The organism is Micromonospora sp. RB23 (assembly GCF_053585025.1).
This window is the reverse complement of sequence record NZ_CM132111.1, coordinates 5,862,775-5,874,367: the sequence shown is the minus strand read 5'-3', so window position 1 is coordinate 5,874,367 and position 11,593 is coordinate 5,862,775. Positions and strand designations below refer to the sequence as shown.

13 protein-coding genes are annotated in these 11,593 nt (G+C 68.7%); 12 read left to right on the top strand and 1 reads right to left on the bottom strand.

All coding sequences use genetic code 11. The features are described 5' to 3' along the window. Positions 1-62: 62 nt before the first annotated feature. The 11 genes from ACTFTM_RS26700 to ACTFTM_RS26650 all read left to right on the top strand — a co-directional run bounded on the left by ACTFTM_RS26700 (position 63) and on the right by ACTFTM_RS26650 (position 9,139). A complete protein-coding gene (locus ACTFTM_RS26700; RefSeq protein WP_449563158.1) occupies positions 63-299 on the top strand; it encodes an AtpZ/AtpI family protein in 237 nt (78 codons plus the stop codon). An 11-nt stretch (positions 300-310) separates the two neighbouring features. Beyond that, on the top strand, positions 311-1,108 hold the full coding sequence (gene atpB, locus ACTFTM_RS26695) for a F0F1 ATP synthase subunit A (protein ID WP_449563157.1): 798 nt from the start codon (positions 311-313) through the stop codon (positions 1,106-1,108). A 65-nt stretch (positions 1,109-1,173) separates the two neighbouring features. Beyond that, entirely contained in the window at positions 1,174-1,407 is a 234-nt protein-coding gene (locus ACTFTM_RS26690; RefSeq protein ID WP_091405890.1) for an ATP synthase F0 subunit C, read from the top strand. Positions 1,408-1,434: 27 nt separating this feature from the next. Next, the gene (locus ACTFTM_RS26685; RefSeq protein WP_449563156.1) at positions 1,435-1,974 is read left to right on the top strand and encodes a F0F1 ATP synthase subunit B; all 540 of its coding nucleotides are present in this window, start codon (positions 1,435-1,437) and stop codon (positions 1,972-1,974) included. Further along, positions 1,974-2,795: a F0F1 ATP synthase subunit delta gene (locus ACTFTM_RS26680; RefSeq protein WP_449563155.1), complete on the top strand. Its 822-nt coding sequence runs from the start codon at positions 1,974-1,976 to the stop codon at positions 2,793-2,795. The genes ACTFTM_RS26685 and ACTFTM_RS26680 overlap by 1 nt, the downstream gene beginning before the upstream one ends. Before the next feature lie 116 nt (positions 2,796-2,911). After that, on the top strand, positions 2,912-4,564 hold the full coding sequence (gene atpA, locus ACTFTM_RS26675; RefSeq protein ID WP_449563154.1) for a F0F1 ATP synthase subunit alpha: 1,653 nt from the start codon (positions 2,912-2,914) through the stop codon (positions 4,562-4,564). A 4-nt stretch (positions 4,565-4,568) separates the two neighbouring features. After that, entirely contained in the window at positions 4,569-5,498 is a 930-nt protein-coding gene (locus tag ACTFTM_RS26670; RefSeq protein WP_433535457.1) for a F0F1 ATP synthase subunit gamma, read from the top strand. Further along, positions 5,498-6,934 carry a F0F1 ATP synthase subunit beta gene (gene atpD, locus ACTFTM_RS26665; protein ID WP_449563153.1) on the top strand — a complete coding sequence of 479 codons (1,437 nt, stop codon included), beginning with the start codon at positions 5,498-5,500 and terminating at the stop codon, positions 6,932-6,934. The genes ACTFTM_RS26670 and atpD overlap by 1 nt, the downstream gene beginning before the upstream one ends. Before the next feature lie 220 nt (positions 6,935-7,154). Beyond that, positions 7,155-8,300, top strand: coding sequence for an LCP family protein (locus tag ACTFTM_RS26660; protein ID WP_449563152.1), 1,146 nt, complete (start codon positions 7,155-7,157; stop codon positions 8,298-8,300). Positions 8,301-8,389: 89 nt separating this feature from the next. Beyond that, positions 8,390-8,671: a F0F1 ATP synthase subunit epsilon gene (locus ACTFTM_RS26655; RefSeq protein WP_421472903.1), complete on the top strand. Its 282-nt coding sequence runs from the start codon at positions 8,390-8,392 to the stop codon at positions 8,669-8,671. Between the two features lie 12 nt (positions 8,672-8,683). Next, the gene (locus ACTFTM_RS26650) at positions 8,684-9,139 is read left to right on the top strand and encodes a DUF2550 domain-containing protein (RefSeq protein ID WP_422736650.1); all 456 of its coding nucleotides are present in this window, start codon (positions 8,684-8,686) and stop codon (positions 9,137-9,139) included. Positions 9,140-9,570: 431 nt separating this feature from the next. On the opposite strand, the gene ACTFTM_RS26645 is transcribed toward ACTFTM_RS26650, so the two are convergent. Then, positions 9,571-10,143: a cob(I)yrinic acid a,c-diamide adenosyltransferase gene (locus ACTFTM_RS26645; protein WP_449563151.1), complete on the bottom strand. Its 573-nt coding sequence runs from the start codon at positions 10,141-10,143 to the stop codon at positions 9,571-9,573. Here ACTFTM_RS26645 and murA point away from each other — a divergent pair. Next, positions 10,142-11,584, top strand: coding sequence for a UDP-N-acetylglucosamine 1-carboxyvinyltransferase (murA, locus tag ACTFTM_RS26640; RefSeq protein ID WP_449563150.1), 1,443 nt, complete (start codon positions 10,142-10,144; stop codon positions 11,582-11,584). The two genes, ACTFTM_RS26645 and murA, sit on opposite strands and share 2 nt — an antisense overlap. Positions 11,585-11,593: the final 9 nt, after the last annotated feature.

Here is an 11,593-nt window from a genome sequence, read left to right as displayed (position 1 = left end):
CGACGGTTGTGCGGGGGGTGAGGCACAGCCTCGTCTTCCCGGCTGATATCGTTCGCCCCGTCATGGCTGATGACCAAACCCCCCGTCCCGCCGGTCAACCGGACGACTATCCGTCCGGTGCCGGTCAGGGTTGGACCGCGCTCAGCTACCTCGTCGGAGGCATGCTCGTGTGGGGTTTCATCGGCTGGCTGGTCGACCAGTGGCTCGACACCGGTGGCATCGCCACCGGGATCGGCTTCGTGCTCGGCATGGCTGGGGGAGTCATCCTGGTCATCCGCCGACTCGGCACGCCTACTTAGGAAGGGACGCGGTGTTCGGACAGGCGAACGTCCTGGCAGCGGGCCAGGCAGAATTCCCACCTAGCAAGGAGGACTTCTACCTGCCCAGCATCCTGCCCTGGGGTGCGGAGAACTCCTACTGGTTCACCAAGTTCACGTTGATGATCTGGATCGCGGTCGGCGTTCTGATCATTTTCTTCCTGGCGACCTACCGGAACCCGAAGCTGGTGCCGACCAAGAAGCAGTGGTTCGCCGAGTCGATCTACGGCTTCGTGCGCAACAACATCGCGGTCGACATGATCGGGCATGCGGGCGTGCGGTTCGCGCCGTACTTCACCACGCTGTTCTGCTTCGTGCTGCTGACGAACGCGTTCGCGATCATCCCGGTCTTCCAGATCTCGCCGAACTCGCACATCGCCTTCCCGGCGATCCTCGCGGTGATCAGCTACGTGCTGTTCAACTACATCGGCATCCGGCACCACGGCTTCGGCAAGTACTTCAAGCACGCCCTGATCCCGCCGGCACCCTGGTACATCCTGCCGCTGCTGATCCCGATCGAGGCGTTCTCGACCTTCGTCATCCGGCCGTTCTCTCTGGCCGTTCGTCTCTTCGCGAACATGTTCGCCGGCCACATGCTCCTGCTGGTCTTCACGCTCGGCGGCTTCGCGATGCTCAACGCCAACGCCTGGTTGGCGCCGGTGTCGGTGGTCTCCTGGGTGATGACCGTGGCGCTGACCCTTCTCGAAGCGCTGGTCATCGTTCTGCAGGCCTACGTCTTCACGGTGCTGAGCGCCAGCTACATCCAGGGCGCTCTCGCCGAAGAGCACTGATCCACGCACCAACCGTTGTCGTCCCGCGTGAGAGTCACGCGTGATAACCAGGAGGAACCACACCAATGGACGCTAGCGTTCTCGCCGAGGTAACCGGTAGCACCGCTGCCATCGGCTACGGTCTCGCCGCCATCGGCCCGGGCATCGGCGTTGGCCTGGTCTTCGCCGCCTACATCCAGTCGACCGCCCGGCAGCCCGAGTCGTCCCGGATGACCCTGCCGTACGTCTGGATCGGCTTCGCCGTCATCGAGGCGCTCGCCCTGTTCGGCATCGCCTTCGGCTTCATCTGGGCCGGCTGATCCCGCCCTTAGACCGGGAGGTCATCCATGTTCTTCCTCGCCGCTGAGGGTGGTGAGTCAGGCCACAACCCGATCATCCCGATCTGGGAGGAGATCGTGGTCGGCACGGTCGCCTTCGCCGTGCTCTGCTTCGTGCTGATGAAGTTCGTCTTCCCGCGCATGGAACAGACGTTCCAGGCTCGGGTCGACGCGATCGAGGGCGGCATCAAGCGCGCCGAGGCCGCCCAGGCCGAGGCGAACCAGCTGCTCGAGCAGTACCGCGCCCAGCTCGCCGAGGCGCGGACCGACGCCGCCAAGATCCGTGACGACGCGCGGGCCGACGCCGAGGGGATCCGCCAGGACATCCTCGCCAAGGCGCGCGAGGAGTCCGACCGGGTCATCCAGGCCGGCAAGGACGCGCTCGCCGCCGAACGGGCCACCATCGTGCGCGAGCTGCGCGCGGAGGTCGGCACCATCGCGGTGGACCTGGCCAGCAAGATCGTCGGCGAGTCGCTTGCCGACGAGGCGCGGCGCAAGGGCACCGTCGACCGGTTCCTGAGCGGTCTCGAGAGCACGGGGGCCCGCTGATGCAGGCCGCCAGCCGGGAGTCGTACAAGGTCGCGGCCGAGCGCCTCGACGCGTACGTCCGCGGCGCGGAGCCGTCGGCGGTGGCCGCCACCGCCGACGCCATCCTCTCCGTGGCGGCCGTGCTGCGGCGTGAGCCGCGGCTGCGTCGGGCGCTCTCCGACCCGGCCCGTTCCGGGGAGGACCGCGGCGCGCTGCTCGGCGACATGCTGGGTGGGCGGATCGGCGCGGACGCGCTCGACCTGCTCGTCACGCTTGTCTCGGGTCGCTGGTCGGCGCCGTCGGAGTTGCTCGACGGCACCGAGCGCCTCGGCGTGGAGGCGCTGCTGGCCAGCGCCGACTCCGCCGGCGAGCTGGGCGAGGTCGAGGACGAGCTGTTCCGCTTCGGCCAGGTCGTGTCCGGTCAGTCGGCGCTGAGCAACGCGCTCGCCGACCCGGTCGCCCCGGTCGAGCAGCGGGCCACCCTGGCCCGCGAGCTGCTCGCCGGCAAGGCCCGTCCGGTCACCGTCGGCCTCGTCGAGGCGGCGCTCGCCGGGTTCGGCGGGCGTTCCTTCACCGGGGCGCTCACCCGGCTGGTCGAACTGGCCGCCGACCGGCGTGACCGGCAGGTGGCGTACGTGACCGTCGCGGCCCCGTTGAGTGACGAGGACGAGCGTCGACTGGGTGCCAGCCTCGCCGCGATATACGGTCGAGAGGTGTCCGTCAAGCAGACGGTCGACCCCGCCGTTCTCGGTGGCGTGAGCGTCCGGGTCGGTTCCGACCTGTACGACGGCACCATCCTGCGCCGCCTCAACGAGACCCGCAACGCGCTCGCGAAGCGCTGAACGGCTCGCCGTCCAGCACCAGGGCGGCTCCGCCGCCCAGCGCCCGGATTGACAGACGCCATTCGGACCGGTTGGTACTAGGTATCCCGGGCCCCTGAACTTTAAGGAAGCAGAGGATGGCCGAGCTGACCATCTCGACGGAGGAGATCCGCGGCGCGCTGGAGCGCTACGTCTCCTCCTACTCGTCCGACGTCTCCCGCGAGGAGGTCGGCACCGTCGCCGACACCGGCGACGGCATCGCCCACGTCGAGGGCCTGCCCTCGACCAAGACCAACGAGCTCCTGGAGTTCGAGGACGGCACGCTCGGCGTGGCGTTGAACCTCGACGTCCGGGAGATCGGTGTCGTCGTCCTCGGTGACTCCGCCAAGCTCGAGGAGGGGCAGCGCGTCAAGCGCACCGACCGGGTGCTCTCCGTGCCGGTCGGCGACGCCTTCCTCGGTCGCGTCGTCAACGCGCTCGGCCAGCCGATCGACGGCCTCGGCGACATCGCCGAGGAGGGTTACCGCGAGCTGGAGCTGCAGGCTCCGAACGTGATGGCCCGGCAGTCGGTGTCCGAGCCGCTGCAGACCGGCATCAAGGCCATCGACGCGATGACGCCGATCGGCCGCGGCCAGCGTCAGCTGATCATCGGTGACCGCAAGACCGGCAAGACCACCGTCGCCCTGGACGCGATCCTCAACCAGCGGGACAACTGGCGCACCGGCGACCCGAAGAAGCAGGTCCGCTGCATCTACGTCGCCATCGGCCAGAAGGCCTCCACCATCGCCTCGATCAAGGGGCAGCTGGAGGAGGCGGGCGCGATGGAGTACACCACCATCGTGGCGTCCCCGGCGTCCGACCCGGCCGGCTTCAAGTACCTGGCCCCGTACACCGGCTCGTCCATCGGACAGCACTGGATGTACGGCGGCAAGCACGTCCTGATCGTCTTCGACGACCTGAGCAAGCAGGCCGAGGCGTACCGGGCCGTGTCGCTGCTGCTGCGTCGCCCGCCGGGCCGTGAGGCGTACCCGGGTGACGTCTTCTACCTGCACTCCCGTCTGCTGGAGCGCTGCGCGAAGCTCTCCGACGAGCTGGGTGGCGGCTCGATGACCGGTCTGCCCATCATCGAGACGAAGGCCAACGACATCTCGGCCTTCATCCCGACCAACGTCATCTCGATCACCGACGGCCAGATCTTCCTGGAGACCGACCTATTCAACCAGGGCGTCCGTCCGGCGATCAACGTCGGCACCTCGGTCTCCCGGGTGGGTGGCGCCGCGCAGGTGAAGCCGATGAAGAAGGTCTCCGGTTCGCTGCGGCTCAACCTGGCCCAGTACCGCGAGCTGGAGGCGTTCGCCGCCTTCGCCTCCGACCTGGACCGGGCCTCGCAGAACCAGCTCAACCGTGGTGTCCGGCTGGTCGAGCTGCTCAAGCAGCCGAACTACTCGCCGTACCCGGTGCAGGAGGAGGTCGTCTCCGTCTGGGCCGGCACCGAGGGCAAGCTGGACGACGTCCCGGTGGGTGAGGTCCGGCGCTTCGAGGCGGAGTTCCTCCAGTACCTGCGGCACAAGCACGAGGGTGTCCTCGCGTCCATCGGTGACAACCAGTGGAACGACGACATCACCAACGCGCTCGACACGGCGGTCGCCGAGTTCAAGCAGGTCTTCCTCAACAAGGAGGACGAGCGCACGGTGAACGACGCGCCGGCCGCTCCGCTCGAGGGCGAGCAGAACCGCGAGACGGTGACCCGCTTCCGCGACGGCGCGACCGACCGCCCGGCCGAGAGCTGATCTGATGGCGGCCCAGGTTCGCGTTCTTCGTCAACGGATCCGCTCGGCGAAGTCGATGAAGAAGATCACCAAGGCGATGGAGCTCGTGGCGACGAGCCGGATCGCCAAGGCCCAGGCCCGGGTGCAGGCGTCCCTGCCGTACGCCGAGGCCATCACCGGCGTGCTCACGGCGCTGGCGTCCAACGCGCGGATCGACCACCCGCTGCTCACCCCGCGCGAGCGGGTGCGGCGGGCGGGCGTCCTGTTGGTCACCAGCGACCGTGGCCTGGCCGGCGGTTACAGCTCCAACGCGATCAGGATGGCCGAGTCGCTGATCGCGCGGCTCAAGGCGGACGGCAAGGAGCCGGTGCTCTACGTCATCGGGCGTAAGGGCGTCGGGTTCTACCGGTTCCGCAACCGGCCGATCGAGGCGAACTGGACGGGCTTCAGCGAGCAGCCGTCGTTCGAGGACGCCCGCACGGTGGGTGAGACGCTGATCAAGGCGTTCACCGCCGGCGCGGACGACGTCGACGGTGGTGCCGGTGCGGACGGCGTGCTCGGCGTCGACGAGTTGCACATCGTCTACACCGAGTTCCACTCGCTGATGACGCAGACGCCGGTCACCAAGATCGTCGGCCCGATGCAGGTGGAAGACCGGCCGCGCTCCGAGGGGCTACTGCCGGCGTACGAGTTCGAGCCGGAGGCGGAGGCGCTGCTCGACGCGCTCCTGCCGAGGTACATCAACACGCGGATCTACGCGGCGTTGATCGAGTCGGCGGCGAGTGAGTCGGCGGCGCGGCGGCGGGCGATGAAGAGCGCCACCGACAACGCCGAAGAGATGATCGAGAAGTACACGCGTGAGATGAACTCGGCCCGCCAGGCCGGGATCACCCAGGAGATCAGCGAGATCGTCGGCGGCGCGAACGCGCTGGCCGCGTCGGGAAGTGAAGTGTGATGACTGCCCCAGTAGAGACCAAGACGGCCACGGGTCGCGTGGTCCGGGTCATCGGCCCGGTCGTCGACGCCGAGTTCCCGCGCGACGCGATGCCGGCCCTGTTCAACGCCCTGAACGTGAACGTCAGCCTGTCCGGCGGTGAGAAGACGCTGACCCTGGAGGTCGCCCAGCACCTGGGTGACAACCTGGTCCGCGCCATCTCGATGCAGCCGACCGACGGTCTGGTCCGCGGCGCGGAGGTTCGTGACTCCGGCGGACCGATCTCCGTTCCGGTGGGCGACGCGGTCAAGGGCCACGTGTTCAACGCGATCGGCGAGTGCCTCAACCTCACCGAGGGCGAGACCATCGACGCCGACGACCGGTGGGGCATCCACCGCAAGGCGCCGGCCTTCGCCGACCTGGAGCCGAAGACCGAGATGCTGGAGACCGGCATCAAGGTGATCGACCTCCTCGCCCCGTACGTCAAGGGTGGCAAGATCGGCCTGTTCGGCGGCGCGGGCGTGGGCAAGACGGTGCTCATCCAGGAGATGATCACCCGTGTCGCCCGCAACTTCGGTGGTACCTCGGTGTTCGCCGGCGTGGGTGAGCGCACCCGTGAGGGCAACGACCTCATCGCCGAGATGACCGAGTCCGGCGTCATCGACAAGACCGCGCTGGTCTACGGCCAGATGGACGAGCCGCCGGGCACCCGTCTGCGGGTGGCGCTCTCCGCGCTCACCATGGCGGAGTACTTCCGCGACGTGAAGAAGCAGGAGGTGCTGCTCTTCATCGACAACATCTTCCGCTTCACCCAGGCCGGTTCCGAGGTCTCCACCCTGCTCGGCCGTATGCCGAGCGCCGTGGGTTACCAGCCGACCCTGGCCGACGAGATGGGCGAGCTCCAGGAGCGGATCACCTCCGTCCGGGGCCAGGCCATCACCTCGATGCAGGCGATCTACGTGCCGGCGGACGACTACACCGACCCCGCCCCGGCCACCACGTTCGCCCACCTGGACGCGACCACCAACCTGGAGCGGTCGATCTCCGACAAGGGCATCTACCCGGCCGTGGACCCGCTGGCGTCCTCGTCCCGGATCCTCGCCCCGGAGTTCGTCGGCCAGGAGCACTTCCAGGTCGCCACCGAGGTGAAGCGGATCCTGCAGCGCTACAAGGACCTGCAGGACATCATCGCCATCCTCGGTATCGAGGAGCTTTCTGAGGAAGACAAGATCACCGTGGCCCGGGCCCGGCGGATCGAGCGCTTCCTGTCGCAGAACACCTACGCGGCGGAGCAGTTCACCGGCGTGCCGGGCTCGACGGTTCCGATCAAGGAGACCATCGAGGCGTTCCGCAAGATCAGCGAGGGTGAGTACGATCACTTCCCCGAGCAGGCCTTCTTCATGTGCGGCGGTCTTGAGGACCTCGAGAAGAAGGCTGAGGAGCTGATGAAGGCCTGACGGCCCTCTTCACATCCGTACCGCAAAAGACTGCCCCGGCAATGTCGGGGCAGTCTTTTGTTCATCTTCGCGTCTTACCATCGTCGCGGTCCGTTACTCGTGGTCGTCGCTCGGGCGGTACACGAGATACGGTCGGTCCGCGCTCACCTTCACGGGCGCGGCGAGTGCAACCTTTCGACGACGTGAGCCCGTCTCCTCAGCGTGGGCGTAGCGAACGGAGATGAGCGTGGGTAAGGCCGGCAAGAAGGGCCGCAAGCCGTCCATGTGGCGGGGCGTGCCACGCTGGGCCAAGGTGTGCACCGTGTTCGGCCTGGTGCTGACCATGCTCAGCGGCGGCGTGCTCGTCGGCACCGAGGTGCTGATGGCCCGCTACGAGGGTGCCGTCGGTAAGGCCGACCTCTTCGGTGACCAGGCGGCGGGCGCCAAGGAGAAGAAGAGCGACATCAAGGGTCCGCTCAACCTCCTGCTGGTCGGCATCGACCCGCGTACGCCGACGGCCGCGCCGTTGGCCGACTCGATCATGGTGTTGCACGTACCGGCGTCGATGGACCGCGCCTACCTCTTCTCGTTGCCCCGCGACCTCTACGTCGACATCCCGGCGTTCAAGAAGGCGAACTTCGGTGGCGAGACCACGAAGATCAACGCCGCCATGTCGTTCGGCAGCCGGGTGCCGGGCGGCGGGAACCCGGACGCGGCGCGCGGCTTCGAGCTGCTGGCCAGCACGGTGCAGAACGTGACCGGCATCAAGCGGTTCGACGCCGGCGCGATCATCAACTTCACCGGTTTTCAGAAGATCGTCGACGCGATGGGTGGCGTCGACATGTACGTCGAGCGGGACGTGAAGTCCGAGCACAAGCAGCCCGACGGCAAGCCCCGGCCGGGCAACCCGCACGGTGAGGGCTACATCGGCCCCCAGGCGATCTACAAGAAGGGCAACCATCACCTCAAGGGATGGCAGGCCCTGGACTACGTCCGGCAGCGCTACCCGAAGAACGGTGTCCCGGACGCCGACTACGGCCGGCAGCGCCACCAGCAGCAGTTCGTCAAGGCGATGGTCGGTCAGGCGTTCAGCGCCGACGTCGTGGCCAACCCGATCAAGCTGGACAAGGTGCTCCGCGCCGCCGGCCAGTCGCTGATCTTCAACGGTCGGGGCAACAGCGTGGTCGACTTCGGGCTCGCCCTGAAGGACATCCGCCCGAACACCATCCAGATGATCAAGCTGCCGGGCGGTCCGGTCTTCGAGGGCAAGAGCTACAAGGGTGAGCAGTTCCAGGCAGGTGTCCCGGACTTCTTCACCGCCCTGCACAATGAACAACTGGACCCGTTCCTGCTCGAGCACCCGGAATTCCAGAACAAGACCAAGTAGTCGTGGCGCAGCTCTCGCCACCCGCGTTGGGGGCGGCGCGGCGGCACGACTAGACTTTCGGCAATCCGTCGCCGCAGCAAGGAGACAGCGTGGCACAGCAGCTTCACGTCGAGCTCGTCGCCGTCGAGGAGAAGGTCTGGTCCGGTGAGGCCGAGATGGTCGTCGCCCGGACCACCGAGGGTGAGCTCGGTGTCCTGCCGGGTCACGCGCCGCTGCTCGGCCAGCTCGCCGAGCCCGGCCAGGTCCGCATCAAGCTGGCCGGTGGAGAGCAGGTCGCGTACGAGGTGGCCGGCGGCTTCCTCTCGGTGAGCGCCCAGGGCGTCACCGTGCTGGCCGAGAGCGCTACCCCGGTTTCCGCGCAGAGCCGCTGAGCCACACCGGGGATGGAGATCGTCGAAGGGATCGGGATCGGCGTCGCCGTCATTCTCGTCGCGCTTCTCGTACTCTTCGTCCGGCGGGCCGTCGTCACCCGCAGCGGTGGCATCATCCGGCTCAGCGTCCGGGTGACCACCATGCTCGACGGGCGCGGCTGGTCACCAGGCTTCGGCCGGTTCGCCGGTGACGAACTGCGCTGGTACCGGATGTTCAGCTTCGCGCTCCGCCCCAAGCGGGTCCTGTCCCGCAAGGGTCTCGCGGTCGAGCGCCGTCGGTTGCCCGAAGGGCAGGAACGGCTCTCCATGCCGGCCGACTGGGTGATCCTCCGCTGTACCAGTCACCACGCACCGGTGGAGATCGCCATGGCGCGATCGACCGTGACCGGTTTCCTCTCCTGGCTCGAGGCCGCCCCTCCGGGGGCGGTCTCGCCGCGTCTGGCCTCCCAGGACTGGCCGGCTGCCTGACGGCTCGTCCGTGGTCGCCCTTGGGGCTTTCGCTGGTCGCCCTTGGGTTCGTGGTTGCTCTTTCGGGTTTCCGGGGGAGCCCGCCCGGCTCCGGGCGGTCAGGCTTGATCCCTGCGCCGGGCAGGCTCCCCCGGAAACCCGTCCGCGGCGCTCTGCGTCGTTCTGGCGCGGTCTTCTGTCACCTGCCGTTACCGATGTAGCCCGCGTCCTGCCTGGCGGGGCTGGCGGAGCGGCTTGATCGACTCAGCTTTCCTGATGTCGGGGTGTCCTGCTGGCCTGGACACCCCGCCTTCAAGGAACCGGAGTTGATCAAGTTGGGCCGGGGCCGGGGCCGGGGCCGGGGCGGCCGGGCCGAGGGAGTCGGCTCGGCCGACGCGTGGGCGCGGTCAGATGGGGAAGTCACACCTCGACGTGGTGCGGAGCGCCCGACCTCAGCGCTTGCCGCCCGGGACCCATAGCACATCGCCCGCCGGATTTGCCGTTCTTGACAGGATAAAGAGCAGATCGGAGAGCCGGTTGAGATACTTTGCCGGGAGCGGGCTGGTCCGGTCCGGATCGTGGCTGACCAGCGCCCACGCCGCGCGCTCGGCTCGCCGGGCGATGGTCCGCGCCACGTGCAGCAGCGCCGCTCCGGCGGTGCCCCCGGGGAGGATGAAGGAGTCGAGCTTGCTCAGGCGCGCGTTGTACTCGTCGCACCAGCCCTCCAGGCGCTCGACGTACTCCTCGGTCACCCGCAACGGCGGGTACTTCGGATCCGGCTCGACGGGCGTGGACAGGTCGGCGCCGACGTCGAACAGGTCGTTCTGCACCGACGCCAGGACGCCCCGCAGCTCCTCGTCGAGCTGGCCCAGGGCGAGTGCGACGCCGATCGCCGCGTTGCACTCGTCGACATCCGCGTACGCGGCGATCCGTGGATCGGTCTTCGGAACCTGCTCGTTGTTGCTCAGCCTGGTCATGCCGGCGTCGCCGGCCTTGGTGTAGATGCGCGTGAGGTGGACGGCCATGACGCACAGCCTACGGATACCGGAACTGACGATCCCCGCTCGGCCGGACACGACAGCCGGCTGGCCAGCGGTGGTGGGTCCGGGCGACGCCGGTGACACGGCGGTCAACGACGTCGACGTCATCCGCGTCTGCGGTGCGGCCCGACTGGCGGGCACCGTGCACGTCGTCGGCGCCAAGAACTCGGCGCTGAAGTTGATGGCCGCCGCGCTGCTCGCTCCCGGCCGCAGCGTGATCACCAACGTCCCGCGGATCACCGACATCGCCATCATGGGGGAGGTGCTGCGGCGGCTGGGCTGTGACGTCCGGTTCGACGCGGACGAACCCGTCGATCCGATGGTGGCGCGGGGCGGGGTCGCCCGGTCCCGCTCGGTCACCATCGACGTACCCGAGCAGCCGGGCGCGGAGGCCGACTACGACCTGGTCCGGCGGCTGCGCGCGTCGATCTGCGTGCTCGGCCCCCTGTTGGCCCGCCGTGGCTACGTGCGGGTCGCCCATCCGGGCGGCGACGCGATCGGCTCACGGGGTCTGGACATGCACATCTCGGGGCTGACGCGGATGGGCGCGGAGATCTCCGGCGAGCACGGGTTCGTCATCGCCGAGGCCCCGCACGGCCTGCGCGGCGCCGACATCGTGCTGGACTTCCCCAGCGTGGGGGCTACCGAGAATCTCGTCATGGCGGCGGTGCTGGCCCAGGGTGCCACGACGATCGACAACGCGGCCCGGGAGCCCGAGATCGTCGACATCTGCACGATGCTCAACCAGATGGGCGCGCGGATCTCCGGCGCCGGCACGTCCACCCTGCGGATCACCGGCGTGGCCGGCCTGCGGCCGGTGCGGCACGCCACGGTGGGGGACCGGATCGTCGCCGGCACCTGGGCGTTCGGCGCCGCGATGACGCGCGGGGACGTGACGGTCACCGGCCTGGACCCGGCCTACCTGGAGGTCGCGCTGGACAAGGTCGTCGCGGCCGGCGGCCTGGTCGAGACGCGGGGAGACGGCTTCCGGGTACGCATGGACGACCGGCCCCGGGCGGTGGACGTGGTGACCCTGCCGTACCCCGGCTTCGCCACCGACCTGCTGCCGATGGCGATCGGGCTGGCCTCGGTCAGCGACGGCGCGTCCCTGATCACGGAGAACATCTTCGACGGCCGGTTCATGTTCGCCAACGAGATGATGCGTCTCGGCGCGGACATCAAGACCGACGGGCACCACGCCGTCGTCCGGGGACGGGAGCGGCTGTCCGGGGCGCCGGTACGCGCCACCGACATCCGCGCGGGCGCCGGGCTGATCATCGCCGCGCTCTGCGCGGACGGGCCCACCGAGGTCTCGCACGTGCACCACGTCGACCGGGGGTACCCGGACTTCGTGGCCGACCTGCGCGCGCTCGGTGTGGCGGTGGAGCGGGGGACCGCTCCCGAGGAGCCGTCGCTGGAGATCTGACCACCGACT